We start from the raw sequence: 17,171 nt of genomic DNA on the forward strand, positions 1-17,171 counted from the left end.
AGCAAAAAGCGGCGGCGCGAGCCCCTCGCGCCGCCGCAAGACCGCCCACCACGGCGGCCCGAAACAATGGTCAGAAGCGGTGCTGCAAGCCTGCCGTCACGCCGACCTGATTGTTGGCATAGCCAACGAAATCCCGCGAGACACTCACGTTCTGACCATTGCGCGCCTTGGCGTAACCTGCGGACAGATAGGCCATGGAGCGTTTGGAAAGATTGTATTGAGCGCGCACCGAGAACAGGATCGGATCCGCATCGGTGTCGCCCTTGATGTTCTGCTTGTAGACCGCGCCATACAACGTGAAGGCTGGCGTAAAGTCGTACGCTGCGCCCACCCAGTACAGATCGCTCAATTGCTTGGCCGCTGCCGTGGTGAAGGTCTTGCGATAGTTGCGGTAGCCAGCGTAGACCGACAGCGCGCCGAAATCGTAGCTTGCGCCAGCGTGGATACCCTGCACGTAATCGACCGAATCAGCCGGGGTGGTGCTGGTGCCCGCGCCCATCTGGCGATCCCACGTCAGCGCCGCGGCAAATTTGCCAGCGTTGTAGCCCAGGCCGAGGTCGTACTTGGAAGAACTTTTGAAGCTGCCCGGCACTTCGCCGAACGACATCGTGCCGCCCAGCTTGACCGGCCCGAACTGGCCGTCGTATCGCACGACATTGGCCGAGCGCGAGAACATGCCGTCCTTGCGGCCGCCCGTGGCGGTGGCAGACGTCGCCCACGAATAATTCGGCGCATAGCCCATCGGATCGAATGGCAGCATGAAGTCGTAGGTGGTGGTGAAATCGCGGCCCATGCGGATGCTGCCCAGCGTCTTGTCCTGCAGGCCCACCCAGGCGCGGCGGTCGAACAGCGTGTTGTCGGTATCGAGCTTGCCGGTGTCGATGGCGATGCCCGATTCGAGCGCGAAGATCGCCTGCCGGCCGCCGCCGAGGTCTTCCGTGCCGCGCAGGCCCCAGCGCGAAGTGTTCTTGCCGCCCGAGGTCATCTTGACCTGCGAGTTGCCGTTCGGGCCGGCATGGCTCACGTATTCGACACCTGCGTCCACCAGGCCGTACAGCGTCACGCTCGATTGCGCCGCCGCGCCGCCAGATACCGCGCATCCCAACACCGCCACAGCCACTGCCTTGCGATTCATCCCAGTCTCCTTGATTGGTTCTAGTTGTGAATGGGGCGGATGGTATGGGGCGCGCACTTTCAGTTCGCTTTCGAAGTGCCCTTCATTTCCGGCGTGGGGCATGCACCACGATTGGGAGTTTCCCTAGCTAGGCACGCCCTGCCCGTTGCAGGTATCACTCCTCGCGCGACATTTGCAGACCTGCCTTGCAGTAGCCCCCATGCGTATCCTCCTTGCCGAAGACAATCTCAGACTGGCCGAATCCCTCAAGGAATCGCTGAGCCAGAGCGGCTTCACGGTCGATTGCATGCACGACGGCGCCAGTGCCGACCATCTACTGACCACGCAGGACTACGCGCTGGCGATCCTCGACATCGGCATGCCGCGCCTGGACGGGCTGGAAGTGCTGCGCAGACTGCGCCAGCGTCGCAATCCGTTGCCGGTGTTGATCCTGACCGCGCATGGATCGGTCGAAGACCGCGTGCGGGGACTCGACCTCGGCGCTGACGACTATCTGGCCAAGCCGTTCGCACTGAGCGAGCTCGAAGCGCGCGCGCGGGCGTTGATTCGCCGCAGCCACGGCCACGATCGCACGGGCCTGCACTGCGGCCCATTGCACTACGACACGGTGAGTCGCGCTTTCACGTTGCATGGGGAATTGCTGCAGCTCACCGGCCGCGAGCGCGCCGTGCTGGAGGTACTGCTGCTGCGCGACGGCCGCGCGGTCAACAAGGCGGCCCTGTCGGAAAAGATCTTCGGCATCGACGAATCGGTCAACGCGGATGCCATCGAAATCTATGTGTATCGGCTGCGCAAGAAGCTGGAAGGCAGCGGCGTGGGCATCGTCACGCTGCGCGGCCTTGGCTATCTGCTCGAAGCACGCGACGCGGCCACGGTGGATCCGCATCCATGAAGTCCGGCAGCCTGCGGCTGCAACTGACGCTATGGTTGCTGCTGCCGCTGCTGGGGCTGCTGGCGCTGGACGCTTGGTTGACCGACCGCCGTGCGATGGCCGCCGCGCACCAGGCATTCGACCGCACGCTGGCCGCGTCGCTCAAAGCCATGCGCGAGGGCATCAGCCTGCGCGATGGGCGGGTTGAAGTGGAAGTGCCCTATCTGGCGTTGGAAGTCTTCGATGCCGAAGCCGGCTCGCGCATCTTCTACCAGATTCGCGACGAGCATGGCGCGACCATCACCGGCTACGAAAATCTGCCGATGCCGCCGCGGCAAGTGCGCGCGCTGTACCGCACGCAGTTCTACGACGCCGACTACCAGGGCATGCCCGTGCGCATGGCGTCGATGGCGCTGCCGCTGCACGATGTGCGATCCGCGCGCACGCAAATGGTATGGGTGCTGATTGCCGAATCGACCGAGCCGCGCGAGCGTCTCGCGTATGAGATTCTGATTGGCTCGCTGCAGCAGGAGCTGATACTGGTGACCCTGGCGCTGGCAATCGTCTGGTTTGGCGTGCGGCGCGGGCTACGGCCGCTGCACAAGTTGTCAGACGCAGTAGCCGCGCGCGGTCCCGACGATCTCGATCCGCTGGAAGACATGACGTTGCCCGTGGAAACCAAGCCGCTGGTATCGGCGGTGAACCAGTACGTCGGGCGGCTGCATCGGATGGTGCAAGGCCGCAAGCGATTCTTTGCCGACGCCGCGCACCAGTTGAAAACGCCGCTGGCGATCATCCAGGCCGAGTCGGAACTGGCGCTGCGTGAGAAGAACCTGCCCGGCGTTCGCGTCCATCTGCACAGGCTGCACGATTCGGTTCAGCTTGCCGCCCGGGAAGTGGCGCAGTTGTTGTCGCTGTCGCGGCTGGAGCCGGACAGCGGCTACGCGCCCGCCATGAGGCCACTGCGGATCGACCAGCTTGCGTCGTCGATCACGCTCGATTGGGCGCCGCTTGCGCGGCGCGATGGCGTCGACCTCGGTTTCGAAGGCGGTGCGCCGCTTGAGATCGACGGTCAGGCCGAATTGCTGCAGGAAATGCTCGGCAACCTGATCGACAACGCCATCCGCTATGCCGGCCGCGGCGCCGTCGTCACCGTGCGCGTGGACGGACATCGCCTGCTGGTTGAAGACAATGGCCCTGGCGTGGCGGCCTCCGAACGCGAATCGGTTTTCAAACGCTTCTATCGCGGCGCTGCCAGCGCCAATCGCGCCGGCAGCGGACTGGGCCTGTCGATTGTGCGCGAGATCGCGCGGCTGCATGGGGCCGCGGTGTCGCTACACGAGACGCGCGGCGGCGGGCTGACGGTCGAGATCGACTTTGACTCGAAGCGGGACGCGGTCGGCTGATACAAGCCTGATATCGGACGCTGCCGCATGCCTCGGCGCGGGGCAGCCCGGGACCGCACCGGGCTTCGGGCGACGTTCAACTGCCGGCGCCTTTCGACAGGTTGGCGCGGGCGCGCTGCAGGAAATCCAGGAACTGATCGGTCTCCGCGGCGCTGAAGCCGTTGAGCGCCTGGAGCGTGACTTCGTCGCCAACCTCGCGCGCGGCGTCCAGCGCCTGGTCGGCCTTGTCGGTCATGCGCACCATCCGTTCGCGCCGATCCAGCGGATTGGGGCGACGGGCGATCCATCCGCCCTCTTCCATGCGGTCCAGCAGCCGGCCTGCGGAAATCGGCGCTACTTCCATCAGATCGGCCAGGCAAACCTGATTCATCTCGCCGTGATACGACAAATAGGCGAGCGCCCGGTACTGCGCCCGGGTCAGGTCCAGCTTTGCACGCGAGAGTTCGTCGAAACGCTTGCCTGACAGGCGTCCAACGTCCGCCACCAGAAAGCCAAATCGCTTTTCAAGATCCTTTTCCATGCGCGCGATTATAGGGATTGGCGGCGTTCGCATACCTTCGGATCCCCGGAAATTATCGAAACACCGCACATCGCCTGTCGCGCATATAATAAGCACGCTTATCAATTAGTCGGCAATTCGTCCGAACCGCTCCATGTCCTCCGTGGTCCCCGCGCCCGCCCAGACCGCTGGCAAGCCGCTCAATCGCCCGATGATCACGCTTTCGATCATGCTGGCCACCTTGATCCAGACGCTCGACAGCACCATCGCCAATGTGGCGTTGCCGCATATGCAAGGCGCGCTGTCGGCGTCGCAGGATGAAATCACCTGGGTCCTGACCTCATATATCGTGGCCGCGGCCATTGCCACGCCGCTAACCGGCTGGCTGTCGGACCAGTTGGGCGTGAAGAAACTGCTGGCGATTTCGATTGGCGGCTTCACGATTGCATCGGCGTTGTGCGGCATGGCGGACTCGCTGACCCAGATCGTGGCCGCGCGGCTGTTGCAAGGGATTTTCGGCGCGGCGCTGGTGCCGTTGTCGCAATCGATCCTGCTCGATATCAATCCGCCTTCGCGACAGGGGCAGGCGATGGCGGTCTGGGGCATGGGCGTGATGGTCGGGCCGATCCTGGGGCCGACGCTCGGCGGGTGGCTGACTGACAGCTACAACTGGCGCTGGGTCTTTTTCATCAACGTGCCGATCGGCGCGTTTGCCTTGTTTGGAGTGCTGGCGACGCTGCCCAACCGCGCCCCGGCGCGGAGCATGAAGTTCGACGCTTTCGGCTTTGCCACGCTGAGCCTGGCGATCGGCGCGCTGCAGGCCATGCTCGATCGCGGCGAACAACTCGACTGGTTCGGGTCGCTCGAAATCCGCATCGAAGCGCTGCTTTGCGTGATCGCGTTTGCCTATTTCGTCGTGCATACGGCCACGGCCGGCGAACGTTCGTTCTTTCGCTCGGCGTTGCTGAAGGACCGCAATTTCGTCACCGGTGCGTGCTTTATCTTCGTGATCGGCGCGGTGATGTACGCCACGCGCGCGCTGCTGCCGCCGATGCTGCAGAACCTGATGGGCTATCCCGTCGCCACCACCGGGCTCGTGACCGCGCCCAGCGGCATCGGCACCATGATCTCGATGATGCTGGCCGGCCGGCTGCTGCGACATGTAGACGCCCGGTTGCTGCTGTTGTCAGGATTTCTGATATCGGCCTTCGCGCTGTGGCAGATGATGGGTTACACGATCGTGCTGTCGGTCTCGGACATCGTCTGGCCCGGCGTGATCCAGGGCTTTGGGCTGGGGCTGGTGTTCGTGCCGCTTTCGGCGCTGACGTTTTCCACGCTGCAACCGGCGTTGCGCGCCGATGGCACCGCCACCTACAGCCTGATGCGCAATATCGGCAGCAGCATCGGCATTTCGCTGATCCAGACCATGATGACGCGCAACACGCAAGTGGCGCACAGCGATCTGGTCACTCACGTCAATCCCTACAATCCGGCACTGCAGTCGATGCTCGCGCAGGGATCGCGCATCGACCTTGCGCTGCTCGGCCGCACCATCGACCAGCAGGCGGCAATGATCGCGTACCTGAACGACTTCAAGGCGATGTTCATCGCCACGCTGGTGGTCGTGCCGCTGATCCTGCTGATCCGGCCGGCGCCGCGGCACGACGGTGACGATACGCTGGCGCACGCCGCGATGGATTGAGCTAAGCTTGCCGGCAACATCGATTTGTCTCTGGAGCGGCGATGCCGACCTACGACTATCGCTGCGCTAGCTGCGGCGACTTTTCTGAATTGCGACCGATGGCCCGACGCGACGAGCCGGCTGCCTGCCCGACCTGTGGCGGCACGGCCGCGCGTGCACTGGTGGCGGCCCCCGGGCTTGCGGGCACAAGCGCCGGCGGCGACACCGCCAGCCATGGCTCGGCCTGCGCTTGCTGCGGCCCGGTCAAACTGGCCGGCCGCGCCAGCAGCCCCGGCTGGGGCAATCGCTGAAGCCGCCTTTCCAGCACGACCCACCGCGACCAAAGCGCCCAACGGCCCGATCATGCCAGCGAAGCCAGGCGCTGAATCGTCTCCGGATATTTCTGCACCAGCCGTATCAGCAGGGTCGCCTGCGCATTCGGTTTTGCCCTGCCCTGCTCCCAGTTCTCCAGCGTCCTGGGATTGATGCGCAGGTACATCGCAAACACCGGCCGCGACATGTTCAGTTTGTCCCGCAAATCCACCAGTTCCTGGGCGGCCACCGCTTCCAGATCGGCCACCTTCACCTTGTGCGACCGCAGCGTGACCTTGCGCTGGCGCTCGTCTGCAAGCGCCTCGAATCCTTCTACCAGTTCACCGAATACATCCCGCGTCATTTGATTGCCTCGCTTTCAATTCGAACGCCAGGAGTTGCCCCAGCTGCCGCCGCTGCGCGCCAGTGAGGTCATCCTGCTTGTCCTTGTCATAGAGCGTGAAGAGCCAGAACTGGGCGCCGCCCAGCCAGTAGTAATAGATCACGCGCAGCCCGCCGCGCTTTCCCTTGTGCCGCCGCTCGTCGACGTAGCGCAGTTTGCGCAGCCCGCCGGCGCCCGGTATCACGTCACCCGCCTCCGGATGCATCACCAGCATCGCCTGCAGACGCCGAAATGCGTCGTCATCCAGAAACGTTTCCCGATGCCGCTCGAACGGCGGCAGCTCAATAAACTCGGCATGCATAGTGTACGTTCGTTACGTACCCTTTGAAAAGGGACTGAGGTGGTTTGGTGTAGTTGCGACCTCGGCAGATCGCAACGGGCCATCCAGTCTATGTGCATAACGGTCCATAAAGTGATTCCATCTGTGCCTAATTTCATAACTTTTGTGTCCGAATGCGAAAAAGTCGGCGCCCGAGTACGATGACGGCAAATGGAGGCGGTAAATAAATCTAATTGGGAATTATTCTCAACAACGATCTAGAATCCAGCAGACAGGCTGCCTTGCCTCCTCCACCGAACCGCCAACCATGCCGCCGCCGATCGAATCAGCCACCCTCCCCGCCGCGCCGCCCGCGCGTCGATCGCGTCTCGCCTTTCTTGGAGCGGGGGCGCTGGTCGCCGTGGGCTACATGGACCCCGGCAACTGGGCGACGGCAATCGCTGGCGGGGCCAAATTTGGCTACAGCTTGCTGAGCGTGATTGCCCTGTCCAGCCTGGTGGCGATGCTGCTGCAATGGATCGCGGCGCGCGTCGGCGTGGTCACCGGGCGCGATCTGGCGCAGCTTTGCCGCGAGCGCTTTTCCCGGCGCACGGCGTTGGCGCTTTGGATCGCCAGCGAAATCGCGATCATTGCGTGCGATGTCGCGGAAATCGTCGGCAGCGCCGTGGCTTTGCAGTTGCTGTTCCACGTCAAGCTGTGGGTTGGCGTGCTGATTGCGGCAGTGGTGACTATCGTGATGCTGGCGGTGCAGCGCTACGGCCAGCGCAAGATGGAAGCGATGGTTGCCGGATTGATCCTGCTGGTGGCGCTGTGCTTTGTCGCCCAGTTGGCGATGGCCCAGCCGCAATGGTCCGATGTGGTGGGCGGCTTCGCGCCCTCGCCGGAACTGGTGCGCAACGCCGGCATGCTGTGGCTGGCGGCCGGTATCGTCGGCGCCACGGTCATGCCGCACAACCTGTACCTGCATTCGTCGCTGGTGCGCCGCTTCACACCGCCTCCGGGCAGCCGCGTGGCACGCCGCCATTCGCTCGGCGAGACGCTGCGCGGCATGAACCTGGACACTTTCGGCTCGCTCGGCTTTGCCTTCCTGATCAACGCCGCGCTGCTGATCCTCGCGGCTTCCGCGTTTCACGCCAACGGATTCACCGACGTGGAAGATCTGGCCGACGCGCATCGGCTGCTGGCGCCGCTGCTGCATTCCGATCTGGCAAGCGTGCTGTTTGCCGTAGCGCTGCTGGCGTGCGGACTCAATTCGACGCTGACCGGCACGCTGGCCGGGCAGGCAGTCATGGAGGGATTTCTTGCCCTGCGCATCTCGCGCATGCGGCGCGCCCTGCTGACGCGCGCCGTCGCCATCGTGCCAGCGTTGGCCGCCGTGTGGGCCTTTGGCGAACATGGATCGGCCAGCCTGCTCGTTGCCAGCCAGGTGGTACTCAGCCTCACGCTGCCGCTGGCCGTGGTACCGCTGATCATGTTTGGCGCCGATCGCAAGTTGATGGGCGTCTGGCGGGTGCGCGGCGCGCCGCTGCTGCTGGCGGGCGCGTCCGCCGTGATCATCATCCTGTTGAACGGCGCACTGCTGTGGCAGCTCGCGGCTGGGTGATGTCCGGGGCTCTCGCGGGGCGTCGTGCGATCGCGCAGGATCGGCTGGCGCCAAACGACGGCCATGTCGCGTGTCAGATCACCGGTTCGAGCTTGCGGTACTGGTTGTAATGCCGGATGGCCCGATGCGGATCGCCAAGCGCTTCGTGCAGACGTGCGGCATTGTAGTGCGCATCGGCAAAATCCGGCGCCAGCGCGATGCAGGCGTGATAGCTATCGAGCGCCTCGCGGTCGGCTCCGGCGTCTTCCAGCGCAACGCCGAGGTTGAAATGGAGCAGCGGCTGCGCGGGCAGATAGCTGAGCGCGGCCCGATACGCGTCGATGGCCTCGGCGATTCTGCCGTGGTCGCACAGCAGGCAGCCCAGGTTGAGCCATGCGTCGAGAAAATCCGGCGCCTGCGACACCGCATTGCGATAGGCAGCTTCCGCGTGATCGGGCCGATCGTGCTCCAGCGCAACGCCGCGCGCGAACCACTCGCCGGCATCGACTGAAGCATTGTGTCTGTCCGCGTGGCGCAGCGTCACCACGTCGCCCGGTGCGCGGGCCGGCGCGGCGTCGTCCAGATCGAGCATGAACTGCCCGGAATCGATCTGCCAGCGACCGTGCCGGTCCTGCACCGCGACGTCGCCGCCTATCGCCGTCACGCGCATGCCGGTCGGCGGACGCCCGTCGCCCAGGCCTTGCAGGCGGCGTAGCGAGCGCGTGATATGGCGCGTGGGAATGCGCGCCTCGCGCAGCGACTGCGCGGTGCGCAACAGCACCACATCCTGGAAACTGAAACGATATTCGCGCCGCGCGCCACGCCGCGGCGAAATCACGCCCGCCGCAATCAGGGCGGTGATCACCGTACGCGAGATGCCCAGCAGCGCCTGGACTTCCCGCATCGAATAGGCTTGCATTGTCGCGCCGGCCTCCTACTTGCGCGCCGCGCGCTTCGGGGCTTCGGTGGGCGCCGACGCGGCGCGCCGCGCGGTCTTGCGCGCCGGGGCTTCCGCGGCCACCTTCGGTGCCGCCTTGCCCGCGCTCTTGGCCGCGGGCTGACGCTTGTTGGCGCCGATGCTCTTGCGCAACGCCTCCATCAGGTCGATCACCTCACCGCCGGTCGCGGGTGGCGCTTCGGCGGCCACCGTGATCTTCTTGCCGGCGATCTTCTTGTCGATCTGCTCGAGAATGCGTTGCTTTTCCTCGTCGGTGTAGGCCGATGCATCGTAGCCGTCCACCGAGTTCTGCTCGATCAGTTGCTGGGCCAGCTTCAGTTCGGCGGGCTGCACGTCGGTGCGTTCGACGTGAAGATCGGCCATGTCCCGCACTTCATCGGCATAGAGCAATTGCTGCAGGATCAGGCCATCGTCGCCGACGCGGATCTGCACCATGTATTGCTTGCCCTTCCATGCCCACTTGGCCAGCGCGCAGGTGCCCGTTTCCCGCATCGCCTCGGCCAGCAGGTTGTAGGGCTTGGCGCCGCGCTTGTCCGGGCCCAGGTAATAAGCCTTGTCGAAGTAGATCGGATCGATCGCGCCCACCGGCATGAACGACAGGATGTCGATGGTCTGCGCGGCGGCGTCTTCCAGCGCCTTCAGTTCGTCGGGCGTGAAGGTCACGTAGCGGTCTTTCTCGAACTCGTAGCCCTTGACCATGTCGGCGCGCTCCACCACCACGTCTTCCTTCAGACACACGTACTGCTGGCGCAGCCGCGACCCGCAGCCTTTGTGCAGCAGGTTGAAGCTGATCGAAGACTTGCTTTCCGTGGCGGAAAACACCTTCACCGGGATCGATACGAGCCCGAAACTGATCGATAGCGAGGCAATGGAACGTGCGGCCATGACGGCATCCTCCGCAAAGGCGACGGTCGATGTCAGAAAAGTCTAGTCCGCGAGGCGCGTCCTCCGCCAGCAAAGTCGAGAGAATGCGCTGCACGCGACACCCCACGCCACTTCCTGTGCCGGGGCCGCCACGCCAGGCGTGGCGCGCGTGCTCAACCGATCAGCGCCGTGATCCAGTTGGTCAGCGCCGGGCCCGCGATGACCATCAGGATGCCGGCCAGCACCATCGTGAGGCTGGCCACGACGCCTTCCTCGGTGTGGCGCTGGCGCGCGCGGGCCGTGCCGAAGCCGTGCGCCGCGGCGCCCAGCGATGCGCCCTGCGCCACCGGCGAGCGCAGCCTCAGCAGTGCCAGCACTGTGTCGCCCACGATCATGCCGACCAGACCCGTCATCACCGTAAACAACGAGACCAGATCGGCCGATCCGCCAGTGCGGGAGACCACGGCCACGGCAAACGGCGTGGAGACCGAACGCGCCATCAGGCTGCGCGTGATCTCGGTATTGAAATGAAACGCTTGCGCCAGCAGTCGCGCGCTGACCATCGCCACCAGCGTGCCAGCCACCACGCCAAGCGCCAGCGCCAGCCAGTGCCGGCGCACGATCGCGCGATGCTCGTAGATCGGTACCGCAAACGCGATGGTGGCAGGCCCCAGCAGCCAGACCATCCAGCGCGTATCGGCCACATAGGCCGCATAGGGAATATGGGCCGCCAGCAGCAAGGCTATCGTCAGCGCCGGCACGACGATGGCGGGCGAAAGCCAGATGCGCGGTCGGCGCAGATAGAACGGCTTGATCGCGAAATACAGTGCGACCGTCCAGGCCAGACAGAAGAGCGACGCCAGCGGCGTTCCTGGATGCGCGATCATGACTGCCCCTGCTCGTCTGCGGCGTCCCGCCATTGCGTGATGCGGCGCTCCAGGCGGCAGCCCGCATGCACGGCCAGCGCGGTGGCGGCCATGACGAGAATCGTGCCCACGCCAACGGCGATGGTCAGTTGCACGCCTTCGGCGCGAAACAGCGGCAGATAGTTGACCACCGCCACCACACAGGGGATGAAGAACAGCACCAGTTCACCGAGCAGCCAGTCCGACCCCGACTTGACCCAGCCGATGTCAGCCTTGCCCGACAACAACAGGCTGAGCACCGCCAGCATGCCAAGCACGCCGGGGGAAATCGACCAGCCCAGACTGCGGGTCAGCCAGTCGGCGCAGAACCAGACGCCCAGCAGTGCGCCCACTTGTGCGACGGTCCGGGCCAACTGGCGCCATGCGTGGGAACGGAGAAAGAATGGTGAACGAGCGGAAGCGGCGGGGGCAGTCACGGCACGATACGCCGCGTGGGGCGCGGCGTCAGGAAACGACGATGCCGATAATTATTAGCCCGATTTACGCACAGCGACAGCCCGAAAATCCGCATCGGTTGTGCATCGATGCACAACCTGGCGCCGTCCAGGCTATCGTGCCGGCTGGCTTTATCCGTTCATGAACAACGACGTACTGGCATCCACCTGTTCGGCGATGAAGTTGGCCACGGCGCGCACGTGCGCGGCCTTCCAGTGGTCTTCATGCACATGCATATGGAACGTGCGCGTGACTTCCACCTGATCGGGCAGCACTGGCGTTAGCGTCGGAAATGCCGCCGCAACATACGCCGGAATAATGCACAGGCACTGACCCGACAAGGTCGAATGCACCTGCGTCAGCAGGTTGGTGCTGCGCACGCGCGCGTGATAGTTGACACCGATGGCGCTGGGAAAGCTCAGTTCCGGCGAGAACAGATGTTCCTCGACGTAGCCGACGAACGGATGCCGGGCCAGATCCTCCTTGGTGCGAATCCGCTCCGCCTGCTTCAGATATGACTTGGTGCCGTACACGAACATCCGGTAGTCAGTCAGCCGGCGCGATGCCACGCGCAGATGCTCGGTGCCGGACAGGCCGATCGCGATATCGGCTTCGCGCCGGGTCAGGCTGAACAGGCGGGCCGCCGCAAAGATTTCCACTTCGAGCCGAGGATGCTGCGCCGTCAACGCATGGATGCGCGGTGCCAGAAACATGCTGCCGAACCCATCAGGCGCGCCGACACGCACGATCCCGGCGATGTCCTGCTCGCCAGCGGCGGCGGCCTTCGATGCCAGCAGCGCGCTTTCAATGGTTTCGGCGGTAGCCAGCAGGCGCTCGCCCGCCGCCGTCAGCGCGTAGCCGACGTGGCTCTTATGGAACAGCCGCGTGTTGAGCGCGCGTTCCAGCGCGTGAATGTGTCGCGCCACCGTGGTGTGCTCGGTGTCCAACTGCTGGGCCGCGGCCGATAACGTGCCGCCACGCGCCACCGCCAGAAAATATCGATAATCGTCCCAGTTGTCCTGGGTGCGCGCCGCACCGCGATTGACGCCAGGGCTGTCGGTTTGTTTGGCAACCATAGGAAACGATCCCGTTAAACGCTGGCCGTCGACGCATGGCGCCGATCGCGATGCGCCCGGCGATACGCGCCGGGACCGACGCCGAAATGCTGTGTGAAAACCCGGCCGAAAGCGGCTTGCGATGCGTATCCGCATTGCTCGGCAACGGCCGTTGCGGACATTCCGTCCTGACGGAGCAGACGCGCGGCGCGTTCCATGCGCAACGTCGTCACCAGTTCCAGCGGCGTCATGCCAAGCTGCGCAAAGCGCCGCGCCAGCGTGGCGCGCGACACGTTGCACACCGAGGCCAAGGCATCGATGGTCCACGGTTTTTCCGGATGACGCACCACGGCGTCGACGGCCCGCGCCATACGCGCGTCGGCCAGCAACGCCATCACGCCGTGCGACACAGCGCCCTGGACCAGCAGCGTGCGCAACAGCACCGTGAACAGCGCGGTCGAAAGATTGGCGATGATCGCTGCACTGCCCGGCCCCGCGGCGCTGGCTTCGGTATGCATCATGCCGATCAGCCCGCGCAGCCAGCCCGCATCGTCGCCGCGCGAGGCATCGCCGCTATCCGTGCCGACGCACAGCATTTCCGGCATGGCCCGCAGCAGGATCGCCGCCGAGCTGCCCAGCACGAACGTGCCGCACAGGATATCGAGCGGCGCCAGCGCGCCCGGCACGGACACTTCGGTCACCACGCCGTTGAAATGACGCGATTCGGCGGACCTGCGCCTGCCGTCCGGCTGCCCCGCCTGGGGCGATTGGCGTGACTGCATCGATTGCGCCGACAACGTATGCGCCGCGCCGTGCGGAAACAGCAGCACATCGCCGGCCTTGACCTGCAGGCGCTGCTCGCCGACCGCCAGGTCGGCCTGCCCGTCGAGGATCACGTGATACGGCACATGCCCCGGCGGCGCCTGCTCGTGATGGGCGGACCACGCCCCGGCCACCCGGCAATGCAAGTCCACGGTGCCCGAAGGCGCCAGCAGGCGCACCAGTTCGCTAAGACTATCCATATCGGCTTGAGACGATCGAGCAAAAATTTGAGCCGATTCTAATCGATACGGATCGCTGGCGCACCTACCATTGAGTCCAAGGCAGCGCTGTACCAAGCAACGCCCGAACGCAACGATCGAAACGCAACCACTGGCCGACCTAGCGGCCCACTCAGACTCGAAGGAGAAACGTCATGACCACGCGCCTGCATACCATCGCCACACAAGACGCCACGGGACAAACCGCTGAACTGTTCGGCGCCATCCGCAAGGCCGTCGGCAAGGTGCCGAACGCCTATGCCACGATCGGCAGCAACTCGCCTGCGGTCCTGGCGCAGGCGCTGCAGACCAACGCGGTGCTCAAGCAAGGGAGCCTGTCGGCCAAGGAACTGGAAGCCATCAACCTGGCCGTGAGCGAGCACAGCGGATGTGACTACTGTCTGGCCGCACATACGTTGTCCGCGACCAAGCAGGCTGGCTACAGCATCGAACAGACGCAACAATTGCGTCGCGGCAGCTTCCCGGAGGATGCAAAGATCGACTCGTTGACACGCTTCGCCGTGGAACTGGTGAGCACCAGCGGAACGGTGCCGGCAAGCGCTGTGGAAGCGGTGCGCGCGGCAGGATATACCGACGCGCAAATCGTCGAGGCGATCCAGGCAATCAGCGCGATCCTTTTCACCAACATGATCAATCGGGTCAACGACACCACGCTCGATTTTCCCGCCGTGGCATGACGCGCGGTCCGGCCCCGGCACGCAGGATGTGCGGGGCCGCACGTGGTCAGTGCCAGGCGCTGCCCACCTGGATATAGAACGCGTTCTGATCCTTGCTGTGGGCGACGTCGATACCCATCGACAGCCCCAGCTTGCGCGCAATCATGTAGCGGAATCCGCCGCCGACGCTGACCACGTTGCTGGCATCGGAAAAATCGTGCCAGCGCCCATACGCCCTGCCCGCGCCCGAAAACGCCAGCAGCGACCAGCGTGGCGTCAGGTCGTAACGCACTTCCGCTTCCACGGCCAGCGCATTACGGTCCTGAAAACGGCCGCGCTGGACGCCGCGCAAATCGACATAGGGCTGCGCGTAGAACGGCACATCGCCCGACGAGAATTTGGTATCGGCACGTAATCCGAGAATCCATTTGTTGGAAAGCGGCAGCCAGGTGAAGCCCCGTGCGTTATACATATTGAACGTCTGCGTACTGCCAAAACCGCCCCGTGCGAATTGCGCCTCCAGTTCGGCGTAGATGCCCTTGCGCGGATAGAAGATATTGTCGCGCGAATCATAGTCGATCACGAAACCGCCCTTGCCGATACGCTGAGACTTGTCGATCGATGCGAGTTCATTGACCGTATTGCCGAACTTGAAGGTCGCGGTGGTATCGGCAAAAACATAACGCGGACCGATATACCATCGCGAATCACCGACGCGCACCAGCAGTTGCTGCACCAACGCGAAACCTTGCAGTTCGTACGAACGCGCCTGGTTTGCCACGCCGAAGTATTCGAGATTGGCGTCGACCTTGCCGACCGCACCGAGATAGCGATAGCGATCGCCGTCCCAGCTGTGGAAGTGCGCGGCACCCGCGGCCCACGTACCGTTTTCCGTATATGCGCCGCCGATCACGGTGATATTTGGTGGCGCCGGTCCCTTGCCGCTTTCCTTTGCGCGCTGCGCGGCTTCCGCCATGGATTCCGAAAAGAACATCAGACCCAATCCGAATCCGTATCCCACGGCCGGTTCGGTAATGATCGTCGGTACCGGCAATGCACCTTTGTGATGCAACAGAAAATCGCTCAGATCGAGCATGCCGTCTTCCGGATCGAAGAAAGACAGCTTTTTTGGCGCGGCGGATGGCGAGATTGCGGCCGACGGTGGGGATCCAGAAGCGGCGGGAGCGTCGGCAGCGGCCGGGCTGGCGACTGGCGGTGCGCCGGCGCTGGCGGGCGAAGGCGGGCTGGTGGGCGGCGGCGCCGATTGTGCGTGCGCCAACGACAACGACGCTGCGGCTGCAAGCAGCGTCAGCGTCGTGCAAATCAAAATGGGGCGTGTCAATGTCATCGTCCGAAGTTCATATTCAATCCTGCAAAAATCGTCCACTGCGGAACCCCCGATCCCGCGTGCAACACGGAATACTGGGGCTCGATAAACGCGTTGAAAATGGTCTTGCCGTCCTTCCATGCCTTGCCGGCGCCGAATCCGACCGGCACATAGTAATTGCCGTGCTGCAGGTCGAATGTCCACACGCCGGTCGATCGCAAGTACCAGCCCTGCGGCAGATTGAAAATAACAAAGGGCTGCGCGGTAAGTGTCTGAACATCTGGCCGGCTGCTTTGTCCGGCAAATGAATGCTGCCACTGCAGCAGCATGCCCAACAGCCGCGCCTGCTTGGCGTCGACCACTACGGCGGCTGCGCCCGCCTGCCATTTACCGGTGCCGAGACTGCGATCGGTTGCGGTGGGAATGGTCAATAACGGCCCGGCGCCAATCTGTACGCCACGGCTGCGCAACAGGAATATATCGAACAGGCTGATATCGCCAATGCCGCTCTGATAAGAGCCGTCCAATGTGGGCCGAATGCTGACCGGCAGCGTGCCGCGAACGATCTGCGGTACGCCGATCCATTTGCCGGGCGCCAGCGGAAGGGTCGGACGCAACAGAAAGTCTGCGGTGTGCGCGTTGCTGTCGGACAGGCGCGGCGAATAATAGCTATGGATATTGAAGGACGGCGCCGGATTCAACGGATTATTGGTCTTGTTGGCGGCATCGGCGCTCCCCTGGGCGTGCGCGTGCGCAAACAGACAGACGGCGCACAAAACGGCCAGATTGCGCATGACTCTGACAGCAAGATCCAACGGCATTGCTCGACTCCCGGGCTGAAGCAAGATGACGCCGCCATGGAATGGTGGGCCAGCAGGTCTGGAGCAATGTACTGGAGCGCGCCGGCCATGGCGTGCCTTGACGTCATGAACTTTCTTGCGCCACTCGTTAAGTATTTTCCTATATCACCCAGACAGGTCGGATGCCGCGCCGCCCTGTATTGGCGCCGCTTGGCGCCTTGACATTTAAATGTCTGCTTATTTGATTAACCCATACGGGTGATTATCTCCGTACCTTGTTTGCATTATCAGTTAGCTATTGAACAGGTCTCGCGAGATTCATTTCTTCTATATCGAAAAATCACAAAATTGAATTCCCATCGGGATCGTCATTTGCCAGACTAGGACCCACTGAATGCCCCAGCCGGTGCATTCATCATTGCTGAAATCGATCACCCGAATGGGTATATTCCCCTAGCTGCAAGACCAGAGGAGCGACCGTGAAGCACTACACGCCGGAAAATTTTCAACTAACCCAAAGCATTGCCTTTCATTTGAACAAGGCGCGCAATAGTTTGTTGATGGATATGGACGCCGCATTACGATCGTTGGATATCAATGCCCAGCAGATGGGTATTCTGCTTTCCCTGACGCGCGGCATGGCCAGCACGCCATTTGAAATCAGCAAGCTGCTCGGCATCGACAGCGGCCTGATGACGCGCATGCTGGACAAACTGGAAGAGAAAGGCCTGCTTGAGCGCAGTCGCAGTATTGATGACCGTCGCGTAGTGAATCTGACCCTGACGCCCAAGGGCAAACACGTTTCCGAGGAACTCCCGACCATTGCGCCGGAAGTACTGAATCACCGGCTGAGGGAATTTTCAGTCGAGGAATTCGAAGAATTTCGCCGGCTGTTGCAGAAATTCGTCACTGGCAGCTGA

Annotated in this window: 19 protein-coding genes; 7 read left to right on the forward strand and 12 right to left on the reverse strand. The window is 63.5% G+C overall.

Going from position 1 to position 17,171, the window contains the following annotated elements:
- Nucleotides 1-70: 70 nt before the first annotated feature.
- A complete protein-coding gene (locus tag AC1RKI_RS22680) occupies nt 71-1,135 on the reverse strand; it encodes a porin (protein ID WP_150979152.1) in 1,065 nt (354 codons plus the stop codon).
- Nucleotides 1,136-1,334: 199 nt separating this feature from the next.
- Between AC1RKI_RS22680 and AC1RKI_RS22685 the strand changes: the two genes are divergently transcribed.
- On the forward strand, nt 1,335-2,027 hold the full coding sequence (locus AC1RKI_RS22685; RefSeq protein ID WP_061957691.1) for a response regulator: 693 nt from the start codon (nt 1,335-1,337) through the stop codon (nt 2,025-2,027).
- A complete protein-coding gene (locus AC1RKI_RS22690; RefSeq protein ID WP_492797389.1) occupies nt 2,024-3,412 on the forward strand; it encodes a sensor histidine kinase in 1,389 nt (462 codons plus the stop codon). The genes AC1RKI_RS22685 and AC1RKI_RS22690 overlap by 4 nt, the downstream gene beginning before the upstream one ends.
- A 76-nt stretch (nt 3,413-3,488) precedes the next feature.
- Here the strand turns inward: AC1RKI_RS22690 and AC1RKI_RS22695 are convergent, their stop codons facing one another.
- Entirely contained in the window at nt 3,489-3,932 is a 444-nt protein-coding gene (locus AC1RKI_RS22695) for a MarR family winged helix-turn-helix transcriptional regulator (protein WP_061957693.1), read from the reverse strand.
- 133 nt (nt 3,933-4,065) lie between these two features.
- Here AC1RKI_RS22695 and AC1RKI_RS22700 point away from each other — a divergent pair, with 133 nt between their 5' ends.
- A complete protein-coding gene (locus tag AC1RKI_RS22700; RefSeq protein WP_244787529.1) occupies nt 4,066-5,613 on the forward strand; it encodes a DHA2 family efflux MFS transporter permease subunit in 1,548 nt (515 codons plus the stop codon).
- Between the two features lie 41 nt (nt 5,614-5,654).
- Complete coding sequence (locus AC1RKI_RS22705; RefSeq protein ID WP_061957695.1) at nt 5,655-5,903, forward strand: FmdB family zinc ribbon protein; 249 nt, start codon at nt 5,655-5,657, stop codon at nt 5,901-5,903.
- Between the two features lie 50 nt (nt 5,904-5,953).
- Here the strand turns inward: AC1RKI_RS22705 and AC1RKI_RS22710 are convergent, their stop codons facing one another.
- Together AC1RKI_RS22710 and AC1RKI_RS22715 are read right to left on the reverse strand one after the other, a co-directional pair.
- Complete coding sequence (locus AC1RKI_RS22710; RefSeq protein WP_061957696.1) at nt 5,954-6,268, reverse strand: helix-turn-helix domain-containing protein; 315 nt, start codon at nt 6,266-6,268, stop codon at nt 5,954-5,956.
- Nucleotides 6,246-6,608 carry a toxin gene (locus AC1RKI_RS22715; protein ID WP_341249412.1) on the reverse strand — a complete coding sequence of 121 codons (363 nt, stop codon included), beginning with the start codon at nt 6,606-6,608 and terminating at the stop codon, nt 6,246-6,248. Before AC1RKI_RS22715 ends, AC1RKI_RS22710 begins: the two co-directional genes overlap by 23 nt.
- A gap of 286 nt (nt 6,609-6,894) precedes the next feature.
- Here AC1RKI_RS22715 and AC1RKI_RS22720 point away from each other — a divergent pair, with 286 nt between their 5' ends.
- Nucleotides 6,895-8,190, forward strand: a complete 1,296-nt coding sequence (locus tag AC1RKI_RS22720) for an Nramp family divalent metal transporter (protein ID WP_150979158.1) — start codon at nt 6,895-6,897, stop codon at nt 8,188-8,190.
- 73 nt (nt 8,191-8,263) lie between these two features.
- Here AC1RKI_RS22720 and AC1RKI_RS22725 read toward each other — a convergent pair whose 3' ends face one another.
- From AC1RKI_RS22725 to AC1RKI_RS22750, 6 genes are all read right to left on the reverse strand, one after another.
- Nucleotides 8,264-9,088 carry a helix-turn-helix domain-containing protein gene (locus AC1RKI_RS22725; RefSeq protein WP_061957699.1) on the reverse strand — a complete coding sequence of 275 codons (825 nt, stop codon included), beginning with the start codon at nt 9,086-9,088 and terminating at the stop codon, nt 8,264-8,266.
- Nucleotides 9,089-9,103: 15 nt separating this feature from the next.
- Nucleotides 9,104-10,012, reverse strand: coding sequence for a non-homologous end joining protein Ku (gene ku, locus AC1RKI_RS22730; protein WP_227459415.1), 909 nt, complete (start codon nt 10,010-10,012; stop codon nt 9,104-9,106).
- 152 nt (nt 10,013-10,164) lie between these two features.
- Complete coding sequence (locus AC1RKI_RS22735; protein WP_244787536.1) at nt 10,165-10,878, reverse strand: LrgB family protein; 714 nt, start codon at nt 10,876-10,878, stop codon at nt 10,165-10,167.
- A complete protein-coding gene (locus AC1RKI_RS22740) occupies nt 10,875-11,270 on the reverse strand; it encodes a CidA/LrgA family protein (RefSeq protein WP_492880774.1) in 396 nt (131 codons plus the stop codon). Before AC1RKI_RS22740 ends, AC1RKI_RS22735 begins: the two co-directional genes overlap by 4 nt.
- 213 nt (nt 11,271-11,483) lie before the next feature.
- Nucleotides 11,484-12,428 (reverse strand): LysR family transcriptional regulator, encoded by a 945-nt coding sequence (locus tag AC1RKI_RS22745; protein ID WP_492797382.1) that lies wholly within the window; start codon nt 12,426-12,428, stop codon nt 11,484-11,486.
- 14 nt (nt 12,429-12,442) lie between these two features.
- The gene (locus AC1RKI_RS22750) at nt 12,443-13,429 is read right to left on the reverse strand and encodes an AraC family transcriptional regulator (RefSeq protein WP_244787540.1); all 987 of its coding nucleotides are present in this window, start codon (nt 13,427-13,429) and stop codon (nt 12,443-12,445) included.
- 173 nt (nt 13,430-13,602) lie between these two features.
- Here AC1RKI_RS22750 and AC1RKI_RS22755 point away from each other — a divergent pair, with 173 nt between their 5' ends.
- Nucleotides 13,603-14,145: a carboxymuconolactone decarboxylase family protein gene (locus AC1RKI_RS22755; RefSeq protein ID WP_061957705.1), complete on the forward strand. Its 543-nt coding sequence runs from the start codon at nt 13,603-13,605 to the stop codon at nt 14,143-14,145.
- A gap of 46 nt (nt 14,146-14,191) precedes the next feature.
- On the opposite strand, the gene AC1RKI_RS22760 is transcribed toward AC1RKI_RS22755, so the two are convergent.
- Both AC1RKI_RS22760 and AC1RKI_RS22765 read right to left on the reverse strand, forming a co-directional pair.
- Nucleotides 14,192-15,274 (reverse strand): BamA/TamA family outer membrane protein, encoded by a 1,083-nt coding sequence (locus tag AC1RKI_RS22760; protein WP_411800704.1) that lies wholly within the window; start codon nt 15,272-15,274, stop codon nt 14,192-14,194.
- Nucleotides 15,275-15,468: 194 nt separating this feature from the next.
- Entirely contained in the window at nt 15,469-16,272 is an 804-nt protein-coding gene (locus tag AC1RKI_RS22765; RefSeq protein WP_061957707.1) for a hypothetical protein, read from the reverse strand.
- 458 nt (nt 16,273-16,730) lie between these two features.
- Between AC1RKI_RS22765 and AC1RKI_RS22770 the strand changes: the two genes are divergently transcribed.
- On the forward strand, nt 16,731-17,171 hold the full coding sequence (locus AC1RKI_RS22770; RefSeq protein ID WP_061957708.1) for a MarR family winged helix-turn-helix transcriptional regulator: 441 nt from the start codon (nt 16,731-16,733) through the stop codon (nt 17,169-17,171).

It is taken from the genome of Cupriavidus sp. GW822-FHT06G04 (genome assembly GCF_058799075.1).

Excerpts from the sequence above, each read along its gene's own strand:
- AC1RKI_RS22705 (WP_061957695.1), top strand. The coding sequence starts at position 5,655 with ATGCCGACCTACGACTATCGCTGCGCTAGCTGCGGCGACTTTTCTGAA.
- AC1RKI_RS22715 (WP_341249412.1), bottom strand. The coding sequence starts at position 6,608 with ATGCATGCCGAGTTTATTGAGCTGCCGCCGTTCGAGCGGCATCGGGAA.
- AC1RKI_RS22695 (WP_061957693.1), bottom strand. The coding sequence starts at position 3,932 with ATGGAAAAGGATCTTGAAAAGCGATTTGGCTTTCTGGTGGCGGACGTT.
- AC1RKI_RS22700 (WP_244787529.1), top strand. The coding sequence starts at position 4,066 with ATGTCCTCCGTGGTCCCCGCGCCCGCCCAGACCGCTGGCAAGCCGCTC.
- AC1RKI_RS22720 (WP_150979158.1), top strand. The coding sequence starts at position 6,895 with ATGCCGCCGCCGATCGAATCAGCCACCCTCCCCGCCGCGCCGCCCGCG.
- AC1RKI_RS22755 (WP_061957705.1), top strand. The coding sequence starts at position 13,603 with ATGACCACGCGCCTGCATACCATCGCCACACAAGACGCCACGGGACAA.
- AC1RKI_RS22745 (WP_492797382.1), bottom strand. The coding sequence starts at position 12,428 with ATGGTTGCCAAACAAACCGACAGCCCTGGCGTCAATCGCGGTGCGGCG.
- AC1RKI_RS22710 (WP_061957696.1), bottom strand. The coding sequence starts at position 6,268 with ATGACGCGGGATGTATTCGGTGAACTGGTAGAAGGATTCGAGGCGCTT.
- AC1RKI_RS22735 (WP_244787536.1), bottom strand. The coding sequence starts at position 10,878 with ATGATCGCGCATCCAGGAACGCCGCTGGCGTCGCTCTTCTGTCTGGCC.
- ku (WP_227459415.1), bottom strand. The coding sequence starts at position 10,012 with ATGGCCGCACGTTCCATTGCCTCGCTATCGATCAGTTTCGGGCTCGTA.
- AC1RKI_RS22725 (WP_061957699.1), bottom strand. The coding sequence starts at position 9,088 with ATGCAAGCCTATTCGATGCGGGAAGTCCAGGCGCTGCTGGGCATCTCG.
- AC1RKI_RS22750 (WP_244787540.1), bottom strand. The coding sequence starts at position 13,429 with ATGGATAGTCTTAGCGAACTGGTGCGCCTGCTGGCGCCTTCGGGCACC.
- AC1RKI_RS22765 (WP_061957707.1), bottom strand. The coding sequence starts at position 16,272 with ATGCCGTTGGATCTTGCTGTCAGAGTCATGCGCAATCTGGCCGTTTTG.
- AC1RKI_RS22690 (WP_492797389.1), top strand. The coding sequence starts at position 2,024 with ATGAAGTCCGGCAGCCTGCGGCTGCAACTGACGCTATGGTTGCTGCTG.
- AC1RKI_RS22685 (WP_061957691.1), top strand. The coding sequence starts at position 1,335 with ATGCGTATCCTCCTTGCCGAAGACAATCTCAGACTGGCCGAATCCCTC.
- AC1RKI_RS22680 (WP_150979152.1), bottom strand. The coding sequence starts at position 1,135 with ATGAATCGCAAGGCAGTGGCTGTGGCGGTGTTGGGATGCGCGGTATCT.